The sequence below is a fragment of the Serratia sp. (in: enterobacteria) genome (assembly GCF_051654945.1).
In the GTDB taxonomy this organism is placed as follows: Bacteria; Pseudomonadota; Gammaproteobacteria; order Enterobacterales; family Enterobacteriaceae; genus Chania.
In genome coordinates this window covers 149,134-168,394 of sequence record NZ_JBOFZA010000037.1, presented here as the reverse complement: position 1 = coordinate 168,394, position 19,261 = coordinate 149,134, and the positions used below count along the sequence as shown (strand labels likewise).

Sequence of the window (19,261 nt, the reverse complement as noted above, 5' to 3'; positions counted from 1 at the left end):
AAACGTACTGACAGGTAATGATAAATCCGCGAAATTGACAATTACATAACATTTAGGCAGCAATTTAGATCTTGATCTGTTCAAGTGAGGTGGTTATTTTTCACCCTCTTTTCTGTTCATTATTTAATCACGACTATTGTTATGACATTGAAACCTTTCGCTACTTACAGCCTGCTTATCCTCACGATCCTGCTGGCTAGCCCGGCATTTTCAGCCCCCTTCAAAGGCGGGAACACCGTAACCCAAAAAACGTCCATCCCGGATGAAAAGGAAATGCGTGACAGGATCCTTTCCGAATTCGCCCAGTGGGAAGGTGTGAAATACAAGCTGGGTGGCGCATCGAAAAAGGGGATCGACTGTTCGTCGCTGATGCAGGAAATCTATCATGCAGCCTTTGCAGATACGCTCAATGAGCGCCTGCCCAGAACCACGGCCCATCAGATTAACCACGGCGTGAGGACAACCCGTGCTGAACTCCGGCCTGGCGATCTGGTGTTCTTTCGAATGACGCCCGCAGAGCGTCATGTGGGGGTTTACATCGGCGATACACAGTTCGTGCATGCTTCAACCAGCCAGGGCGTGAAGATTTCCAGTCTGCAAAATGACTACTGGAAGAAACGCTACACCACCGCACGCCGCGTCATTGTGTAACCTGCGCAATTTTCGCCCACTTTATCAGCTATTTAAGACAGCCCTCTTCCAGGATATAGACCGGAGATCTCATGAATGGTTGTTTGGGGAAAGGGAGCTAGTTCGTAACTGCTTTCAGGTGCAGGAGATCATTTGTAGCACATACAGTCCCCTCTCCCTGTTGGGAGAGGGTGAGGGGCATTACGTTACGGATGCGGTACAAAACCGACGGCTTCATACACTTTCGCCAAGGTTTCCTGCGCACGAGCACGGGCTTTCGCCGCGCCATCACGCATCACCTGCTGTAAAAGAGCCTCATCGTTACGGAAACGGTGATAGCGCTCTTGCAGCTCAACCAGCATGCCCGAAACAGCCTCTGCCACGGCACCCTTCAGGTGTCCATACATCTGGCCTTCAAACTCGGCTTCCAGCTGAGCGATGCTCTTGCCAGTCACGCCGGAAAGGATATCCAACAGGTTGGAAACCCCTGCTTTATTGGCAATGTCGTAACGGATCACCGGTGGATCCTGGGAATCGGTCATCGCGCGTTTGATCTTCTTGGTCACCGCTTTCGGATCTTCCAACAGGCCAATCACGTTGTTACGGTTATCATCCGACTTGGACATCTTTTTAGTCGGCTCTTGCAGTGACATGACGCGTGCACCGGATTTCGGAATAAACGGCTCCGGCACTTTGAACACGTCACCGTACAGCGCGTTGAAGCGCTGGCCGACGTCACGGCTCAGTTCCAGATGCTGCTTCTGATCTTCACCGACCGGCACCTGATTAGTCTGGTACAGCAAGATGTCCGCCGCCATCAGTACCGGATAGCTGAACAGGCCGGCATTGATGTTTTCCGCATAGCGTGATGACTTGTCTTTGAACTGGGTCATGCGGCTCAGTTCACCGAAGTAGGTGTAGCAGTTCAGCACCCAGCTCAGTTGAGTATGTTCCGGCACGTGGGACTGCACGAAGATGGTGCTTTTCTCTGGATCGATACCACAGGCCAGGTACAGCGCCAGCGTATCCAGCGTGGCCTTACGCAGCTGTTGTGCATCCTGACGCACGGTGATGGCATGCAGATCGACGATGCAGTAGATGCAATCAAACTCGTCCTGCAACTGCACCCACTGGCGCAGCGCCCCCATGTAGTTGCCGATAGTCAGTTCACCGGACGGCTGCGCGCCGCTGAAAACGATGGGCTTACTCATAGTTAAATTTCCCGATCTTCTAAAGATGACAGCCCAAGTGCGGGCAACAAATCGGCGAAGCGCTCCAACACGCGGTCGGGGTGGCTCAGGGCGATCGCTTCACCGTAGTTATATCCGTAAGTCAGGCCGACGCTCGGGCAACCTGCCGCCTGCGCCGCCTGGATATCATTGCGCGAATCCCCGACGAACAGCACTTCACTGGCCCGCAGGCCCAGCTTGCCGAACACCAGATACAACGGTGCTGGGTGGGGTTTCTTCTCCACCACGTCGTCACCGCCGATGATCAGCGAGAAAAAGTCGTTAATGCCGAGCGCCACGAGCAAAGGGGCAACAAAGGGGGTCGGCTTGTTGGTGACCAGCGCCAGCGGGTAGCCAAGCTTGGCCAACTGGCTCAGCGTCTCTGTCACCTGTGGGAACAGGCGGCTGCCGCTCTCTACGGTTTGCGCATAGAAATGGTCGAAACGTTGACGCATTTGCAGGCACTGCTCAGGCGTGGCTTCTACCTCAGCCCAGCGCAGCGCTCGCTGAACCAGCACATCGGCACCGTTACCAATCCAGGTGCAGACCAGAGCCTCACCGGCCTGCGGTAAACCCATTTCCGCCAACGCCAGATCGATTGCTGCCGCCAACCCTGGCGCGCTGTCTACCAGCGTACCGTCAAGATCGAAGGCCAGGCCGCGGATAGCGCTAAAATCAGCCATGACTCACCTTTGCCAGCTCACTGCGCATTTGGTCGATCACCGCGCGGTAATCCGGCTTGCCAAAGATGGCCGAGCCTGCCACGAACATATCCGCGCCCGCTGCGGCGATCTCGGCAATGTTGTCGACCTTCACGCCGCCGTCCACTTCCAGGCGAATATCGCGGCCGCTTTCGTCGATCAGTTTGCGGACCTGACGCAGCTTGTCTAAGGTGCCGTGGATAAAGGATTGGCCGCCAAAACCGGGGTTGACCGACATCAGCAGGATCACGTCGATCTTGTCCATCACGTAATCGAGATAGCTCAACGGGGTCGCTGGGTTAAACACCAGGCCAGCCTTGCAGCCGTTCTCTTTGATCAGTTGGATGGTACGGTCAACGTGTTCGGAGGCTTCAGGATGGAAAGAGATATAGGTTGCCCCAGCCTTGGCAAAGTCCGGCACGATACGATCGACCGGTTTTACCATCAGATGGACGTCAATCGGTGCGGTAATGCCGTACTTGCGCAAAGCTTCGCACACCATCGGCCCAATCGTCAGATTAGGCACGTAGTGGTTATCCATCACGTCAAAATGCACCACATCGGCACCGTCGGCCAACACCTTGGCAGTATCTTCACCCAGGCGGGCAAAATCTGCAGACAGAATGGACGGGGCAATCAAAAACTTTTTCATCCGCTTCTCCAAACGTAGGGTTCGAGTTATTCAGCTTATTTTGTACAGCGCCAGCAGTTCGTTCACTTTACTACGGCCTAAAATATTGCGGCTGATGGTGCGGCGAGCCTTCACCACATGCAGCGAAGCATGCTGGTACCAGTCACGCGTCAGCTCGGTATCATGGTTGGAAATCAACACCGGCACCTGACTTTCGACCGACAGCCGATGCGCAATGCGTGCCAGCCCTTGTTGATCGGCCAGGCTAAAGCTGTTGGTGTGATAAGCGGTAAAATTCGCCGTTGCTGACAGAGGGGCATAAGGCGGGTCGCAATACACCACGGCCCCCTGAGTCGCCTTCACCATGGTATCGTGATAGTGCTCGCAGACAAAAGTGGCATTGCGTGATTTTTCAGCAAACCAATACAGCTCTTCTTCCGGGAAGTAGGGTTTCTTGTAGCGCCCAAACGGCACGTTGAACTCACCACTCAGGTTATAGCGGCACAGACCGTTATAACAGTGACGGTTCAGATACAGAAACAGCAGCGCACGCCGATACTCATCGGTGGTGGTGTTGAACTCTTCACGCAGCAGGTAATACTGATCCGAGTTGTTGAACTCGTCGGTGAAAAGCAGGCGAGCGTCGCGTACGAAGTCATCCGTACGCAGCTTAACGATGTTATACAGGCTGATAAGGTCGCTGTTGATATCGGCGAGAATATAAGCCTCATACTCTGTGTTCAGGAAGACTGAACCCGCGCCCACGAAGGGTTCGATTAAGCAGTCACCCTCTGGTAAATGACGACGGATCTCGTCTATCAGCGGGTATTTTCCACCAGCCCATTTTAAAAAAGCGCGGTTTTTCTTCATGCCGTCAGTTAGCTACTTATTACAATTCAGAGCGGCGGATATGTACTCTGCTTCAGACAGCACATCAGCGCACAAAATTAATGATTATTTTTTCAGGTCTTGCTGCACTTGCTGTACAGGACGGACCCATGGTTTTTTCGCCTGCACTTCCGCCGGAAGCGTTGCGATGGCACGTTTGGCTTCCGCCGAAGAAGCGTAATTGCCGCTCACTAACACAAACCAGGGTTTACCATCACGCTTGGTCTCGTACACCATGTAGTGTGGCAAATTCTGTTGTTTGGCAAAGGCATTCAACGTATCGGAGCGTGAAGCACTGCTCAATTGCAGCGTGTAATGGCTACCCGGTGCGGTTTTCAGTGAACCTGCGCTGCCGGTCACCGCGCCACTCTTGCCGCTGGCAGGTGGAGTGTAAACCGTGGTGGTGGTCGCTGAAGGTTTGGCCGATGTTGCCGGTTTCGTCGTTGCTGCTGGCTTGCTGGCAGCGGCTTTATGCGGTTGCGCCGCGGTGTTATGCGCCGTCGAGCGTGCTGCGTCACGTGCGGCAGCACCGTTCATCACGGTAGCCGGAGCGGTTGGCAAGGCAGATACCGGAGCATTGATACTTTGCGTGGCCGCAGCGTCGACCTGGCCTTGCTGAGATGACAAGGCATCGGCCATGTTACCTGGCAGATCGACACGCTCACCAGCACCACCCTGTGGCGCTAAAGGTTGCGCTTCAGTCGGCGTACTGGAAATAGGTGGAACGTTAACCGTCTGAGGCTGAGAGGTGCTAACGCCGTTGTTATCGTTGGCATCGGTAGTCCCACCCGCAACGCCGTTGTTGCTGGTCGTCAGCGATGACGAACCCGACAGATTGATGTCACGGGTTGCCCCTTGCTGCGCAACCTCATGCTTGGTTGGGGCCTTAAGCGCCGAACCGATGCCGATGATCAGCAGTAACAGCACCAAAATGCCAATACCAATCATCATATGCTGCCGTGAAACGGCAAAACGCGGCCCAGTTGCGGCTGGCCGACGTGAACGCGAAGGACGGCGATCGCTGGTGTCAGGCCTGAGATCGTCTTCTGGTTTAAACTCATCCATCTGAAACCCTCCAACTAGAGGCAAAATCTCGCCATCCAGGACCCGGCATGGTTCGAGACTATTAACCCGATGATGGCAAAGCGACGTCTGTCTCGCTCTGCGCACAATATTTATAGAGTCTAACAGCAGCCAGGCTACTGTTGTAGCCCGCAAGCTCAAGCACTGCCGACCTGCGCCAAATTACGCCGTCCATGGAATTGCCCGGCGGGCAAGGTACCGCCCTGATAGCAGCAGAGTAACGGCTGCATATCGACCAGGCGAAACGTTAACGCTATTGAGTGTAACCGAGTTACGCGCGCTGTGTTGGCAAACAGTCGGCGATCGATGCCAGCACCAGCTCATGGGCAACACCGCCACGAACCTCTGCTGCACCAATGCGCGTCGGCAATACCAAACGCAACGCCCCTGCCAACACTTTTTTATCACGCAGCATGTGTGGCAGATAGGACTCAGGCGTCATCTCCTGCGGCCCGCAAACCGGCAACCCGGCGCGCAGTAGCAGCGTCTTGATCCGTTCGATATCGTCAGCCGAGAACTGGCCCAGACGACGTGCGGTTTCAGCCGCCATCACCATGCCAGCCGCTACGGCTTCACCATGCAGCCAGACACCGTAGCCCATTTCGGCTTCGATGGCGTGGCCGTAGGTATGGCCCAGATTGAGCAACGCCCGCAGACCGTTTTCACGTTCATCGGCGGCCACCACCTCGGCTTTCAATTCGCAACAGCGGCGGATGCAGTACGCTAACGCGTCCATATCCAACGCAACCAGCGCATCAATATTATTTTCCAGCCAGACGAAGAAATCACTATCGAGAATGATCCCGTACTTGATTACTTCCGCCAGACCAGAGGAGAGTTCACGCGCCGGTAAAGTACGCAGGCAGTTCAAATCTACTACCACCGATGCCGGTTGGTAGAAGGCGCCGATCATGTTTTTACCGAGCGGATGATTGACGGCGGTTTTGCCGCCAACGGAGGAATCCACCTGCGAGAGCAGCGTGGTAGGAACCTGGATAAAACGCACACCGCGTTGATAGCACGCCGCGGCAAAGCCGGTCAGATCGCCAACCACGCCACCGCCGAGGGCGATGAGCGTGGTGTCGCGACCGTGTGGCTTTTCCAGCAGCGCCGAGAACACCTGCTCGAGTACGGCCAGAGATTTATACTGTTCGCCATCAGGAAGTATCACCTGATCCACCACTACGCCGCCCTGCTCCAGTACCGTTCGGATTCGCTCCAGATACAACGGTGCCAAAGTCTGGTTGGTGACCAGCATCACCTGTTCACCCGCCTTGAGCGGCATAAAAGAAGCCGGATCGTCAAACAATCCGGCGGCTATGGTAATCGGGTAGCTACGCTCCCCAAGCGTTACGGTAATTCTCTCCATGTCGCGCTCAGTTCTCGGTGTGGTTTATCCCCGCCAACGCGGGGAACACAATCAGAATTTCCGCATTTGCCCGTGGCCAACACGGAAACCGCTATCAGTTACTTTCCAGCATGTTGATAATCTGGTTGGCAACCACTTTAGCGCTTTGATCGTCGGTGCGGATAGTGACATCTGCAATTTCTTCGTACAACGGATTACGCTCTCGAGCCAGCGCTTCCAGCACCTCACGCGGAGGAGAGTCTACCTGTAGCAGCGGACGCTTCTTGTCGCGCTGAGTACGGGCCAACTGCTTCTCGATAGTGGTTTCCAAATAGACCACGACACCACGCGCCGACAGGCGGTTACGCGTTTCACGCGACTTAACCGAGCCCCCGCCGGTAGCCAGCACAATCCCTTGCTTTTCCGTCAGTTCATTAATGACTTTTTCTTCACGATCGCGGAAACCTTCTTCCCCTTCCACGTCGAATACCCAGCCCACGTCAGCTCCGGTACGTCGCTCAATTTCTTGATCGGAGTCGAAAAACTCCATATTGAGTTGCTGAGCTAACTGACGGCCAATAGTGCTTTTGCCGGCACCCATAGGCCCAACCAGAAAGATATTGCGTTTCTCTGCCATGTTTTTCGGTATTACTAAGACAATTCGTTAATGATAACCCGCCCCGCCAATCAAATTAGCGGCGGGACCTAAACTGAAACCTCATGAGCGATAGTGCGAGATCAGACGAAAAATTATCTCAACACTCTTGGTAGTTTGGCAACCGAATAAATCACTATCCACGCCGCAGGAGGGAAACCATACGTTTTTAACGGCGTCTTATACCCTGTGGATCCCAGGTTTCAGCCTGGAAGACGACGGGTATCGCATTAACAAAAAAACCTCGGTGCTCAATTCGGTAACCCTTGTAAGCTAAATCTGCCGCAGCGTCAAACTCAGATGCCTGTAAGACGCGAAAAAAAGTGCATTTGCTTGCCAACTTTTAAACGTTTTCAACGGCTAGGATTTGGCACTGATACCCCATGAACCGAGCATTGCAGCGAGATCTTCGCGTGGAGTTTATCTGAAAACCTGGCGGGATGTCGTGATCTGACAGATTAACTGCAACTTTTGTCGGTTTTCCTCATTTAGCCACGTTGTCGTCCCTCGGGTTATTCAAACCTTGATCAGCGTCGGGGTGATGAAAATCACCAGTTCGCGCCTTTTGTGCTGTTTACTGCTGCGTTTGAACAATGTTCCCAGCAAGGGAACGTCGCCCACCCCCGGGACTTTCTCGGCCGCCTGGGTGCTCTGACGCTGAAAAATGCCCCCCAAGACGATGGTTTCCCCATCCTTCACCGTCACCTGGGTTTTAATCTCCTGTTTGTCGATCGCCAGCGCCTCTCCTTCGCCCTGTTTGATCGAACGCCCCGGCATATTCTGGCTGATCTGCAACGTCAGGGTGATACGGCCGTTAGGCAATATCTTTGGCGTCACTTCCATGCCCAGCACCGCGTCCTTGAACTCGATTGAGGTCGCCCCGCTGGAGCCACTCGATACTTCGTAGGGGATTTCCGTGCCCTGCTTGATGCTGGCGGTTTGCAGATGAGCGGTCAGCAGGCGTGGGCTGGCGATAATCTCCACCTGATTTTCCTGTTCCAGCGCCGACAGCTCCAGATCCAGAATGCGCCCGCTGATACGAGCCAGGTGAAAACCGCCCGTTATGGCGCTGTTCTCCACTGGCAGGCCAACGTTGAAATTGTCTATCCGCAGCGTTTTGGCTGGCCGTTCTTCTGCCGCCAGCCCCCAACGCACACCAAGCTCCCGCAGGTTCTCGCTGCTGATGGTGACAATATGGGCAGCCAACTGTACCTGTTCCAGCGGGGTATCCATCTCGGTTACCCAGGTTTTCAACTGAGCCAGTGCCTGCCTGGTGTCACGCAGCAGTAACGCATTGGTACGCTTATCCACCACTACGCTGCCACGCTCGGTCAATAATTTGCCCCGTTGGCTCTCCAGGCTTTGCGCGATCTCGCTAGCCTCCGCGTTTTGCAGCGTGATCGTCAAGTTATGCAATGGCTCCTGTTGCGCCAACGCCCGCTGCCGACGAAGCAGTTCCTGCTCATCCGGCAACGGCAAAACCATCATCACGTTACCCTCCAGCGTCATCGTCAGCTTGCCCATGCGTAACACTACCGCCAACGCCTGCTGCCAGGGGACATTGTCCAGCCGTAGCGTCAGGTTGGTATCGACGCCCTCGGCAGCAACCAGGTTCAGGTCTTGATACTCCGCCAGCGCCTGTAAGATCAGGCTGACCGGGGTATCATGGAACGCCAGCGACACCGGCTTTTCCTGCTGCACGCTCGCCATCACCGTCCAAGGCAGGGCCAACCACCCCACCAACAGCCACTGATATCCCTTCATTGCCTTTCCTTAGGTTTGTTACCCAACGTCAGTACCACATGGCGCGCACGTGGCTGGCATGCCTCTGCCCTCTCCTGCTCAGCAAGCTCGAGCTGACGGGGCAGGATCTGCATCACTTGCCAATCGTCATCCAGCACCCGTTGCCGGGGTAACAACCCCAACCACTGCCCCTGCGGAGTAATCACCCAGCCATAGCGCAAATCTGGCGTACCGATAACCCCTTTCAGCCGCCACCCCGCAGGTGAAACGCCAGGATCGGCGCAGACCGCCGTCAACGGCGGCTGGAACGGATCGCGATACTGCCCGGCCCACAGCGGGGCCGAAAACAGCAGCAAAAACCACCACGCCTTACTCATCCACCACCTCGGCTGAGCTCACAAGCGTCAATTGGGTGATTAGCCCTTCGGGCTGCCTCTCGATTTTCATTTGCCCGATCCTGCGGGTGGCGGGCAACTCCTCCAGCAAGCGCAGTAAACCGCCAAAATCCAGCTGCAAGCCGATCGTTTGCCGGGCTGGCTTATCCTGCTGTTGCAAACGCAGCAGCCGCCCCCCAAGTTGATAGAGATGGCTACCGAGATCCGTTGTTTCCACAAGATCGTTCAACGCCCGCTGCCCCAAACGCTGTTCCAGATCGACCAGCGGCGGCAACCGGCTCAACTGCTGCTGACGCTCTGCAATCTGGAGCTCCAACTGCTGACGTTGTTCATCCAACCTTTCCCACTGCTGCCATTCCCCAGCGATCAACCCGCTGCTGGCCAACAGCCCAACCCCGGTTAATACCAGCCATTGTGCCGCCAGCAGTTGCCAGCCTGGCCTGGCGAGCCAAGGTATCAGCCAATCTGCCAGAGGTTTATCCATCTTGCCTCCAACGTGCCGCGAGCGTGAACGCCAGCCCGTTCTCCTTGCTCTGCGTGACTTCAACCAGATGGCAACCCTGCAACAAAGGCAGCGCGGCCAGCCGCCGTTCAAAGGTGACAATCGCCACATACGGCCCACCTTGCCCCCGTAACAAAATCCCCTTGGCGTTTTCTTCAAACCCGGTGAGCCACAACGTGTCAGGCAGCGTTAGCGAGAGTTGCTGCAATAGCGACAGATAACGCAGGTTCTGCGTGCGATTGTGCTGGTAACGAGCATCTTCTGCAGCCAAACGCGCCACTTCGGCCATCAGTTGCTGCGTCTGCTGAATGCGCCCCGCCAGTTCGCTGTGTTGCTGCGTCAGGCTCTGTAGTAAAGCGTGTTGCCGAGCCTGTTGGTAGCGCAGCAAACCGTAAACTGCCACCAGTAACGCCAGTACCAACAGCAACTGAGCAACGAAGCAGCGTAGCCAGAAGGTGTAGCGTTGCCGCTGCCGTCTGAGGCGCCAAGGTAGCAAATTGACTTGATACATCAGGAATCCTCACGGCGCAGCGCCAACCCGCCAGCCAGCACAAACGCCATCGGCTGAGCGGGCAACGGCGGGTATAAGCGGCTGAAAGCCGTGAACGGGGACCACGGCATGGTCCCTTCCGGCGAGGCTTCGTCCAGTACGCTGCTGTAATACACCTCTTTAGCCCCCAAGAGAGGGCTGGCGGAACGCATGGCCGCCAACGCCTGCTTGACGCTGGCGGCCTCCCCCACAGGCAGAACGCCATAGGTAAAGGGCATCGCTCGCGGTGCTACCCATAACCATTCCGACTCCAGGCGATGCAGCAGCCCGGCATCGGCCGCCAGGCCAGCAAACGCCGCCATCATACTGAGCGCATTGGGCGCGATGTCGATCACCTGGGGGTAAAGATCCGCCAGTTGCAAACAGTGCAGCCATTGTTGCAGTTCCTGTTGGCGGGCTGCGGTGAGCAGCAATTGATGGGTATTGGGCTGCGCCTGACGGTAATCCATGGCCAGCGTCTGGCTGTCCAGCGGGAACTGTTTCAGGCCCTGAGTGGTGATGTAGTCATGACGAACCGGTTCCTGCAAACGGAGATCCGGCAGGGGCAACGTCTGCTGTAGAACCCGCTGCGCGGGTAAAGCAATGCGTAAGGAAATATGTCTTGGTAACCGGTTCCGCCACTGCTTGAGCACCGCCACCAGCGTTTCAGAACTTTCCAGATATCCCTCACGCAGTGCCGAATCTGGCAAAGCCTGCTGCCACCAGTGGCGTAATTGCCACCCGTTGCGACGCCGCTGTGCGGCCAGCGCTCTGATGCAGTGACCCTGGATATCCAACCCCACCTGCCACGTTTGAGAAAACATTTTTCACCCGCCTCCTGACCCTCAGATAACAAAAGAACATATCCATGTTGCAGGCTTGCCTTTATACTACCGCGCGGTTGTTTATAAACTGCCCAATTGACATGAAATGGGAAATCTCAGGTGAAGTTCGTAAAGTATCTTTTAATCCTTGCAGTGTTTTGCATCGTGCTGGGAGCAGCTTCGATTTTTGGCTTGTACAAATACGTCGAGCCACAGCTGCCCGATGTCGCAACGCTGAAAGACGTGCGGCTACAAATCCCGATGCAGGTTTACAGCGCTGAGGGCGAACTGATCGCCCAATATGGTGAAAAACGCCGTATTCCTCTCAAGCTGGACCAAATTCCGCCGGTGATGGTGCATGCCTTCATCGCCACGGAGGACAGCCGTTTCTATGAGCATCACGGGGTCGATCCCGTTGGTATCTTCCGTGCTGCGTCGGTCGCGCTGGTTTCCGGCCATGCCTCGCAGGGGGCCAGTACCATTACCCAGCAGTTGGCCAGAAACTTCTTCTTGAGCCCGGAACGCACCTTGATGCGCAAAATCAAGGAAGTCTTCCTGGCAATCCGCATTGAACAGATGCTGACCAAAGACGAAATTCTTGAGCTGTATCTGAACAAAATCTATCTGGGTTACCGCGCTTATGGCGTGGGTGCCGCCGCGCACGTCTATTTTGGCAAAGAGGTCAGCCAACTGACGCTGAGTGAGATGGCGACCATTGCCGGGTTACCCAAGGCTCCATCCACCTTTAACCCGCTGTACTCCCACGATCGCTCCGTAGCGCGTCGTAATGTGGTGCTATCGCGGATGCTGGATGAGCGCTACATCACCCAGGCGCAGTACGATCAGGCCCGCAGTGAGCCTCTGGTCGCCAATTACCATGCACCGGAAATCAGCTTCTCCGCTCCTTATCTTTCAGAGCTGGCGCGTCAGGAGATGATCAAGCAGTACGGTGAAAACGCCTATACCGACGGTTACAAGGTCTACACCACCATCACCAAGCGGCTGCAACAGGGTGCGCAGGAGGCGGTACGTAACAACATTCTCAACTACGACATGCGCCACGGCTATCGTGGCCCGTCAAACGTGCTGTGGAAAGTGGGTGAACCAGCCTGGGATCAGAAGCAGATCGTCGATTCCCTGAAGAACCTGCCGACCTATGGCCCGCTGTCGCCTGCGGTGATCCTCCAGGCGGATGCCGAACAGGCTACCGCCATGCTGTCCGATGGCAGCCGTATTGCGCTACCTATGTCCGGTATGCGCTGGGCACGCCCGTTCAAGAGCGATACGCTGCAAGGCTCCACGCCGAAGCGCGTCACCGACGTGGTGCAGCCAGGCCAGCAGATTTGGGTACGCAAGGTTAACGAGAACTGGTGGCTGTCACAGGTACCGGACGTGAACTCGGCGCTGGTGTCGCTCGATCCTAACACCGGTGCCGTCAAGGCGTTGGTCGGTGGCTTCGACTTCAACCAGAGCAAGTTCAACCGCGCCACCCAGGCGCTGCGTCAGGCAGGTTCCAACATCAAACCTTTCCTGTACACCGCAGCGATGGATAAAGGCCTGACGCTGGCCACTATCCTCAACGATCTGCCGATTACCCGTTGGGATGCCGGTGCCGGTACCGACTGGCGGCCAAAAAACTCACCGCCAACCTATGACGGCCCTATCCGGCTGCGCCAAGGTCTTGGCCAATCGAAGAACGTGGTAATGGTGCGTGCCATGCGTGCCATGGGCGTGGACTATGCCGCCGAATATCTGCAACGCTTTGGCTTCCCGGCACAAAACATTGTGCATTCGGAATCGCTGGCGTTGGGTTCGGCTTCGTTCACCCCGATGCAGGTGGCCCGAGGCTATGCGGTATTGGCCAACGGCGGCTATCTGATCGACCCTTACTTCATCACCAAGATTGAAGACTATACCGGCCAGACGGTGTTCGAAGCCAAACCGAAAGTGGTCTGTGAAAGCTGCAACCTGCCGGTGATCTACGGCGATACGCATCGCGCAGCCATGCTTTCCGACGATAACGTTGAGAACGTGGCGGTATCGCAGGAAGGCAACAATGCCAACGTGCCAATGCCACAGCTTGAGCAGGTCACCCCGGCGCAGGTACAGCAGGATAACGATCAGCAATATGCGCCACATGTGATCAGTACCCCGCTGTCGTTCCTGATGCGCGATGCGCTGAACTCCAATATCTTCGGCGAACCGGGTTGGATGGGGACGGGCTGGCGAGCGGGCCGCGATCTGAAACGCCATGATATCGGTGGCAAAACCGGCACCACCAACAGTTCGAAAGATGCCTGGTTCTCTGGCTATGGCCCAGAGACGGTGACATCGGTGTGGATCGGTTTCGACGATCACCGCCGTAACCTTGGCCGAGCCAGCGCTTCAGGTGCCATTCCGGATCAGATTTCCGGCGGTGAAGGCGGTGCGAAGAGTGCCCAACCGGCTTGGGATGACTTTATGAAAGTGGCATTGGAAGGCATTCCAGAGCAGAAAGTCACACCACCGCCGGGGATTGTCAGCGTCACCATCGACAAGAGCACCGGCAAACTGTCCAATGGGGGCGGGGGTAGCCGTTCCGAGTACTTCATTGAAGGCACTCAGCCTACGGAATACTCGGTACACGATGCTGGAACCACCCTGACAGACCCGGGTGGCGAAAGCCACGAACTGTTCTAAAAACGACAATGGCCAGAGCAATCTGGCCATTTTTATATCTCGAACGGCCAGGCCGTTAGCGTGAACCCCGCAGAAACGCTTCTGTCAGGAACAGTGCGCTGACGTTACGCGCCTCACGGAAGTCCGGTTCCGCCAGCAGCGCCATCATGTTGGCTATCGGCCAACGTACCTGTGGCAGCGGTTCTGGCTCGTCCCCTTCCAGGCTTTGCGCATAGAGATCGTGCGCCAACACGATATTCATCTGGCTGGAAAAGTAGGAAGGCGCCATCGTCAGCTTGCTGAGAAAGTCGAAACGCCTGGCCCCGAAGCCGACTTCTTCCATCAGTTCGCGGTTAGCCGCTTCCAACACCCCTTCACCAGGATCGATCAGCCCTTTGGGGAACCCCAGCTCATAGGACTCGGTACCGACCGCATATTCACGGATCAACAGCAAATCATCCCCGATCACCGGCACAATCATCACCGCTTCGCGTTCCGAAGGGCGCATACGCTCATAGACCCGCCGTACACCGTTACTGAACTCCAGATCGACCGACTCAACGTTAAATAAACGCGAACGCGCGACCGTTTCGACTTTCAGAATTTTAGGTTTTTGCAGGTGTTTATCCATGATTGCCTCAACTAGGTTAACCACCTAATGCACTGAATAATCAGCGTCCTCAGGCAAATAACCAGGATAATAATATGCGCGTTGTGCCAGACAGCTTGGCGATCATCCGCTGGCTAAACTCGATCTTGATCACATTGTGCGTTAATGGGAACCCTTACCGCAACGAGCTTAGCCTGTAATTTACTTTTTTTTAACAAACCTGGCCAGTCACCCTCCCGTTGGCATAAAAGCGCATCGGCAAATAGGATAAACCCGATATCCAGCCAGGATCCGGATTGCTATGCTCACACAGGTAACAAAACGTACGGTGAAAGCCCGACGATAACCCTGAATGAGAGCCGGATAACAATTTAACGGCGAGTCATTCTATCTCTGGGCGGTTAACTCCGTATAATGTTTGGCTTTGCGGTTAAGACTGGCGGTTTCATGGGCGTAGGATGAGAATAGCATGAGCACAATAGCGTTGATATTGGCCTTAGCGCTTGCCTGCCTGATCGCTGCTGGCCTCTATTTGTGGTTTAAACTCCGCTCCCGGCCAGCCTTGGCAGGTATCCTGCCGTTCGTTAAACCTACCCACCGCAAGCTGACCCCTCAAGAGCGGGCAGCAATTGAATATTACCTCAACCAACAGAACCGTCTGGGCAACAAGCTGTTGCCAGGCTCCTCTTCGCTGCCTTCTGTCAGGCTGGCGCTGACCGCCCAAAGCGATAACGTCTACCCGATCACCCATGCCATCACCCGCTATGGCCTGGCCAGCGATGAACCCAATAACTGGCGCTACTATCTCGACTCGGAGGAGGTTCATCTTCCGCCGTTCTGGGAACAGTACATCAGCGCCGATAACCACGTCGAAGTGATCAAGACCCAAACGCTGCCGTTGGTGATCTCCCTCAACGGCCATTCGCTGCTGGATCATGTCCACGACAGCCCTCCTTCGCCGGTTGTTAGTGCAGCCCCAACCCGCAACGCCTCTATCCGCAAGGAAGAAAGCGAACATATAGAGCTGGTGAACATTCGCCAGGAAACGCGCGAAGAACATGCGCTCAACCGGCCGAACGGCGTCAAAGAAGCCGCCCTCATCTCGATTGCCCTGCTGCTGCTGTTCTTCAGCCTGATCAGCCCGGTGGTGGTGATCCCCTGGATTATTCTGGTGGCGGTGCTGATGATTGCCTGGGGTTGCTGGCAACTGCTGCGCCGCCCGACCGAAAAAGAGCTGAAAGAGGTGCACTGCCTGCGCGGTACGCCAAAGCGCTGGGGGCTATTCGGCGAGTCCAATCAAGGGCAAATCAATAATATCTCGCTGGGGATTATCGATCTGATCTATCCCCCGCACTGGCTGCCTTACCTGAGCGCGGATCTGGGGAAAACCACCAATGTGGATATCTACCTCAACCGGCAGGTGGTACGCCAGGGGCACTATCTTTCCCTGCATGACGAAGTGAAGAACTTCCCCTTGCAACAGTGGGGCAAGAACGCCGTGTTGGCGGCCAGCTCGCTCGTGGTGCTGTTGTTACTGCTAATCTACATTCCGCTCAGCCTGCCGGCTAAACTCAGCACAGCGTGGCTGCAGGGCGCGCAGAAAACGGAAGTCACCAGCGTTCAGGCACTGGAGGCCATCCCGCTGCATATCGGCGATAGGCTGAAAATTCAGGGCAATGGGATGTGCTACGTCCCTGCGGGTAATAACAGCACCAGCGCGCCTGGTTTTATGCCTTTCGACTGTTCGGGGGTCTACTGGAATACGGCCACCCCGCTCCCCCAGCCCGAGTCGGAAGTGATCGACAAGGCCGCCGCGCTGATGGCCACCATTAACCGGCAGTTGCACCCAAGCGGTGCCGAGCAGAAAGTAAATCCGCAGTTGGCCAGTGCAATTGAAAAATCAGGCATGATCCTGCTGGATGACTTTGCAGATATCGTGTTGAAAACGCAGGATCTGTGTGGTACGCAGGCCGACTGTGTGCGCTTGAAGAACGCGTTGGTCAACCTGGGTAACGTCAAAAACTGGGCCAGCCTGGTAAAACGGGCCAAATCCGGGGCGCTGGAAGGCGTTAACGTCCTGCTGCGGCCGGTCAGCGCCGAATCGCTGGAAAACCTGAGCAACGCGGCTACGTCAGCCTTCGTAATGCGGGAAACCCGCCAAGCGGCGGCTAGCCTCAACAGCCCACCGCCGGGCGGTTTCCTGATCACCAGCGACGAAGGCAAGCAGTTGGTGGACTATCCCCTGCCCAGCCAATCGCTGAACGAATACAACGCACTTGACCAATGGAACGAGCTGCAACGCCTTAGCAGCCTGTTGCTGCATACGCCGTTCAAAGCCAACGGGGTGATCACCAATATCTTTGTCGATGCCAACGGCACCCGGCATATCGCCCTGCATAGTGAACCGGATATCGTGACCCTGTGGCGCTATCTTGGCACCAGCCTGCTGTTGCTGGTGTTGGTCGTCGTGCTGGGTTACAACGCCTGGCAGTTGGTGCAACGCAGACGCAAAAACCAACATCGCCTCGCCGACATCCAGCGCTACTACGAGAGCTGCTTCAATCCACAGCTCACTCCGCTATCCATACGCCCGACGGCGTAGCCTCCATCCTGCCAACCGCTTATACTAGGCTCTGTATGTTTTATCATCTGTGGGCTGCCACGGCCCCAGCTATGGAGTTTTTACATGGTTCCCGAGTTTGACTGGCACGATATTGATACCGTACTGCTGGATATGGATGGCACCCTGCTGGATCTGGAATTCGACAGCCACTTTTGGCTCAAGCTGGTGCCACAGGCACTGAGTGAACAGCGCTCGATCCCTTTCGACGTGGCCAGCAAAATCATTAACGACGAATACCTGGCCGTGCAGCACACCATGAACTGGTACTGCTTCGATTACTGGTGCGAACGGCTGGATCTGGATATCTACCAGATGACCAGCGAAGTCGGTAACCGCGCCCGGCTACGTGAAGATACCCAGCCGTTTTTGCAGGCACTACGCGATGCCGGGCAGCGCACCATCCTGCTGACCAACGCGCATCCACACAGTCTGGCGGTGAAGGTTGAGCACACGGGTTTGGATCGACACCTTGATTTATTACTTTCCACCCACACATTTGGTTATCCGAAGGAAGATCAGCGTCTGTGGCAGGCCGTACAGCAGCAAACCGGTTTTGACCCGCAGCGCACGCTGTTTGTGGATGATGGTGAACCCATTCTGGATGCCGCCCGCAAGTTTGGCATCCGCTACTGCCTTGGCGTCCAGAACCCGGATTCCAGCATGGCGAGTAAAACTTTCCAGCGTTATCCGTCAATGAACGACTACCGCCAGTTGATACCGGCGTTGGAGCGGAGGGAGCAATGAAAGCCAAAGCAACACCGGATGAGGCCGTCCGCCTGGATAAATGGCTATGGGCCGCCCGATTTTATAAAACCCGCGCGCTGGCCCGCGACATGATCGACGGCGGCAAGGTGCATTACAACGGGCAGCGCGGCAAGCCGAGCAAAGCCGTTGAGATCAATGCCGAAATCAAGCTGCGGCAGGGAAATGACGAGCGCACGGTGATCGTGCTATCCCTCAACAGCCAGCGGCGCGGTGCCGACGAGGCGCAGCTGATGTATCAGGAAACCGAGGCCAGCATTGCCAACCGCGAGAAAGTAGCGTTGGCACGCAAGATGAATGCGCTGACCATGCCGCATCCGGACCGTCGTCCGGACAAGAAAGAGCGGCGCGATTTGATTAAATTTAAATTTGGCGAGCAGGAATAATCCCTCGCTGCACAGAGAGAAAACTATGTCCAACCATGACCAATTGCACCGTTACCTGTTTGAAAACTACGCGGTGCGCGGTGAGCTGGTTACCGTCAGCGAAACTCATCAGCACATCCTGACCAACCATGACTATCCGGCCCCGGTGCAAAAGCTGCTGGGCGAGCTGTTGGTCGCCACCAGCCTGCTGACCGCCACGTTGAAGTTCGACGGTGACATTACCGTTCAGGTGCAAGGTGACGGCCCGCTGAAGCTGGCGGTAATCAACGGCAACAATCGCCAGGAAATGCGTGGCGTAGCCCGTGTAGAAAGCGAAATTGCGGCCGATAGCACTCTGCACCAGATGCTGGGTAACGGCATTATGGTGATCACCATCACCCCATCTGAAGGTGAACGCTATCAGGGCGTGGTAGGTCTGGAAGGCGAAACGCTGGCCGAGTGTCTGGAAGGGTATTTCCGTCAGTCCGAACAGTTGCCAACGCGCCTGTTTATCCGAACTGGCGAAGCCGAAGGCAAACCAGCGGCCGCTGGCATGCTGTTGCAGGTGCTGCCAGCTCAGGATGGCAACGCCGATGATTTCGATCATCTGGTGCAATTGACCGCCACCATCAAGGATCAGGAGCTGTTCACCCTGCCGGCTAACGAAGTGCTGTATCGCCTTTACCATCAGGAAGAGGTCACGCTGTACGAGCCGCAGGATGTGATTTTCCGCTGCACCTGTTCGCGCCAGCGCTGTGCCGATGCCCTGATCACGCTGCCAGCGGAAGAAGTGGCCGATATGCTGGCACAGGATGGCAACATCGATATGCACTGTGATTACTGTGGTAATCATTATGTATTCGACTCGCTGGACATCGCCGCCCTCCACAGCGGCAATGCCGACGGCAACACCCAGCTGCACTAATCAATACCGCACTGTGACGTGCGTCGAGTTGTGACGCACGTCAGCCTCCGCCGTTTGCACGCTTGCTTTATTCCGTGGTCTACATCTCATAACGTAACTAAAAAACGTTTAATACGTTAAATATTTGATACCTATCGCGGTTACATCGCCATGGATCCCT

General features: G+C 55.9%; 19 protein-coding genes. 6 read left to right on the top strand and 13 right to left on the bottom strand.

The annotated features are described in order from the left end of the window. The first annotated feature begins 141 nt into the window (after positions 1–141). Positions 142–651, top strand: coding sequence for an NlpC/P60 family protein (locus tag ACRDCA_RS04380; protein WP_438688451.1), 510 nt, complete (start codon positions 142–144; stop codon positions 649–651). Positions 652–836: 185 nt separating this feature from the next. Here ACRDCA_RS04380 and trpS read toward each other — a convergent pair whose 3' ends face one another. The 12 genes from trpS to pilM all read right to left on the bottom strand — a co-directional run bounded on the left by trpS (position 837) and on the right by pilM (position 11,158). After that, positions 837–1,841, bottom strand: coding sequence for a tryptophan--tRNA ligase (trpS, locus tag ACRDCA_RS04375; protein WP_059199463.1), 1,005 nt, complete (start codon positions 1,839–1,841; stop codon positions 837–839). A 2-nt stretch (positions 1,842–1,843) separates the two neighbouring features. Next, positions 1,844–2,542, bottom strand: coding sequence for a phosphoglycolate phosphatase (locus ACRDCA_RS04370; protein WP_438688450.1), 699 nt, complete (start codon positions 2,540–2,542; stop codon positions 1,844–1,846). Beyond that, positions 2,535–3,212: a ribulose-phosphate 3-epimerase gene (rpe, locus tag ACRDCA_RS04365; RefSeq protein WP_438688449.1), complete on the bottom strand. Its 678-nt coding sequence runs from the start codon at positions 3,210–3,212 to the stop codon at positions 2,535–2,537. The genes ACRDCA_RS04370 and rpe overlap by 8 nt, the downstream gene beginning before the upstream one ends. A gap of 30 nt (positions 3,213–3,242) precedes the next feature. After that, positions 3,243–4,061, bottom strand: coding sequence for an adenine-specific DNA-methyltransferase (gene dam, locus ACRDCA_RS04360; protein WP_438688448.1), 819 nt, complete (start codon positions 4,059–4,061; stop codon positions 3,243–3,245). An 84-nt stretch (positions 4,062–4,145) separates the two neighbouring features. Next, complete coding sequence (locus ACRDCA_RS04355; protein ID WP_438688447.1) at positions 4,146–5,144, bottom strand: SPOR domain-containing protein; 999 nt, start codon at positions 5,142–5,144, stop codon at positions 4,146–4,148. 289 nt (positions 5,145–5,433) lie between these two features. Continuing rightward, the gene (gene aroB / locus ACRDCA_RS04350) at positions 5,434–6,531 is read right to left on the bottom strand and encodes a 3-dehydroquinate synthase (protein WP_438688446.1); all 1,098 of its coding nucleotides are present in this window, start codon (positions 6,529–6,531) and stop codon (positions 5,434–5,436) included. A gap of 94 nt (positions 6,532–6,625) precedes the next feature. After that, positions 6,626–7,147 carry a shikimate kinase AroK gene (gene aroK / locus ACRDCA_RS04345; RefSeq protein ID WP_005271698.1) on the bottom strand — a complete coding sequence of 174 codons (522 nt, stop codon included), beginning with the start codon at positions 7,145–7,147 and terminating at the stop codon, positions 6,626–6,628. Between the two features lie 534 nt (positions 7,148–7,681). Next, positions 7,682–8,929 carry a DNA uptake porin HofQ gene (gene hofQ, locus ACRDCA_RS04340; protein WP_438688445.1) on the bottom strand — a complete coding sequence of 416 codons (1,248 nt, stop codon included), beginning with the start codon at positions 8,927–8,929 and terminating at the stop codon, positions 7,682–7,684. After that, complete coding sequence (locus tag ACRDCA_RS04335; protein WP_438688444.1) at positions 8,926–9,285, bottom strand: hypothetical protein; 360 nt, start codon at positions 9,283–9,285, stop codon at positions 8,926–8,928. Before ACRDCA_RS04335 ends, hofQ begins: the two co-directional genes overlap by 4 nt. Beyond that, positions 9,278–9,787: a hypothetical protein gene (locus ACRDCA_RS04330; protein WP_438688443.1), complete on the bottom strand. Its 510-nt coding sequence runs from the start codon at positions 9,785–9,787 to the stop codon at positions 9,278–9,280. The genes ACRDCA_RS04335 and ACRDCA_RS04330 overlap by 8 nt, the downstream gene beginning before the upstream one ends. Next, the gene (locus ACRDCA_RS04325; protein WP_438688442.1) at positions 9,780–10,316 is read right to left on the bottom strand and encodes a PilN domain-containing protein; all 537 of its coding nucleotides are present in this window, start codon (positions 10,314–10,316) and stop codon (positions 9,780–9,782) included. Before ACRDCA_RS04325 ends, ACRDCA_RS04330 begins: the two co-directional genes overlap by 8 nt. Further along, positions 10,316–11,158: a type IV pilus biogenesis protein PilM gene (pilM, locus tag ACRDCA_RS04320; protein ID WP_438688441.1), complete on the bottom strand. Its 843-nt coding sequence runs from the start codon at positions 11,156–11,158 to the stop codon at positions 10,316–10,318. Before pilM ends, ACRDCA_RS04325 begins: the two co-directional genes overlap by 1 nt. A 120-nt stretch (positions 11,159–11,278) precedes the next feature. Between pilM and mrcA the strand changes: the two genes are divergently transcribed. Continuing rightward, positions 11,279–13,837, top strand: a complete 2,559-nt coding sequence (gene mrcA / locus ACRDCA_RS04315; protein ID WP_438688440.1) for a peptidoglycan glycosyltransferase/peptidoglycan DD-transpeptidase MrcA — start codon at positions 11,279–11,281, stop codon at positions 13,835–13,837. 55 nt (positions 13,838–13,892) lie between these two features. On the opposite strand, the gene nudE is transcribed toward mrcA, so the two are convergent. Next, positions 13,893–14,447, bottom strand: coding sequence for an ADP compounds hydrolase NudE (gene nudE, locus ACRDCA_RS04310; protein ID WP_025122391.1), 555 nt, complete (start codon positions 14,445–14,447; stop codon positions 13,893–13,895). 448 nt (positions 14,448–14,895) lie between these two features. Between nudE and ACRDCA_RS04305 the strand changes: the two genes are divergently transcribed. The 4 genes from ACRDCA_RS04305 to hslO all read left to right on the top strand — a co-directional run bounded on the left by ACRDCA_RS04305 (position 14,896) and on the right by hslO (position 19,101). Beyond that, the gene (locus tag ACRDCA_RS04305) at positions 14,896–17,028 is read left to right on the top strand and encodes an intracellular growth attenuator family protein (protein ID WP_438688439.1); all 2,133 of its coding nucleotides are present in this window, start codon (positions 14,896–14,898) and stop codon (positions 17,026–17,028) included. An 84-nt stretch (positions 17,029–17,112) separates the two neighbouring features. After that, positions 17,113–17,793, top strand: a complete 681-nt coding sequence (gene yrfG / locus ACRDCA_RS04300) for a GMP/IMP nucleotidase (RefSeq protein WP_438688438.1) — start codon at positions 17,113–17,115, stop codon at positions 17,791–17,793. Further along, positions 17,790–18,197, top strand: coding sequence for a ribosome-associated heat shock protein Hsp15 (hslR, locus tag ACRDCA_RS04295; protein ID WP_438688437.1), 408 nt, complete (start codon positions 17,790–17,792; stop codon positions 18,195–18,197). The genes yrfG and hslR overlap by 4 nt, the downstream gene beginning before the upstream one ends. A 25-nt stretch (positions 18,198–18,222) precedes the next feature. After that, entirely contained in the window at positions 18,223–19,101 is an 879-nt protein-coding gene (hslO, locus tag ACRDCA_RS04290; protein ID WP_025122395.1) for an Hsp33 family molecular chaperone HslO, read from the top strand. Positions 19,102–19,261: the final 160 nt, after the last annotated feature.

Coding starts and splice junctions, on each gene's coding strand:
- ACRDCA_RS04380 (WP_438688451.1), top strand. CDS start 142: ATGACATTGAAACCTTTCGCTACTTACAGCCTGCTTATCCTCACGATC.
- trpS (WP_059199463.1), bottom strand. CDS start 1,841: ATGAGTAAGCCCATCGTTTTCAGCGGCGCGCAGCCGTCCGGTGAACTG.
- ACRDCA_RS04370 (WP_438688450.1), bottom strand. CDS start 2,542: ATGGCTGATTTTAGCGCTATCCGCGGCCTGGCCTTCGATCTTGACGGT.
- rpe (WP_438688449.1), bottom strand. CDS start 3,212: ATGAAAAAGTTTTTGATTGCCCCGTCCATTCTGTCTGCAGATTTTGCC.
- dam (WP_438688448.1), bottom strand. CDS start 4,061: ATGAAGAAAAACCGCGCTTTTTTAAAATGGGCTGGTGGAAAATACCCG.
- ACRDCA_RS04355 (WP_438688447.1), bottom strand. CDS start 5,144: ATGGATGAGTTTAAACCAGAAGACGATCTCAGGCCTGACACCAGCGAT.
- aroB (WP_438688446.1), bottom strand. CDS start 6,531: ATGGAGAGAATTACCGTAACGCTTGGGGAGCGTAGCTACCCGATTACC.
- aroK (WP_005271698.1), bottom strand. CDS start 7,147: ATGGCAGAGAAACGCAATATCTTTCTGGTTGGGCCTATGGGTGCCGGC.
- hofQ (WP_438688445.1), bottom strand. CDS start 8,929: ATGAAGGGATATCAGTGGCTGTTGGTGGGGTGGTTGGCCCTGCCTTGG.
- ACRDCA_RS04335 (WP_438688444.1), bottom strand. CDS start 9,285: ATGAGTAAGGCGTGGTGGTTTTTGCTGCTGTTTTCGGCCCCGCTGTGG.
- ACRDCA_RS04330 (WP_438688443.1), bottom strand. CDS start 9,787: ATGGATAAACCTCTGGCAGATTGGCTGATACCTTGGCTCGCCAGGCCA.
- ACRDCA_RS04325 (WP_438688442.1), bottom strand. CDS start 10,316: ATGTATCAAGTCAATTTGCTACCTTGGCGCCTCAGACGGCAGCGGCAA.
- pilM (WP_438688441.1), bottom strand. CDS start 11,158: ATGTTTTCTCAAACGTGGCAGGTGGGGTTGGATATCCAGGGTCACTGC.
- nudE (WP_025122391.1), bottom strand. CDS start 14,447: ATGGATAAACACCTGCAAAAACCTAAAATTCTGAAAGTCGAAACGGTC.
- ACRDCA_RS04305 (WP_438688439.1), top strand. CDS start 14,896: ATGAGCACAATAGCGTTGATATTGGCCTTAGCGCTTGCCTGCCTGATC.
- yrfG (WP_438688438.1), top strand. CDS start 17,113: ATGGTTCCCGAGTTTGACTGGCACGATATTGATACCGTACTGCTGGAT.
- hslR (WP_438688437.1), top strand. CDS start 17,790: ATGAAAGCCAAAGCAACACCGGATGAGGCCGTCCGCCTGGATAAATGG.
- hslO (WP_025122395.1), top strand. CDS start 18,223: ATGTCCAACCATGACCAATTGCACCGTTACCTGTTTGAAAACTACGCG.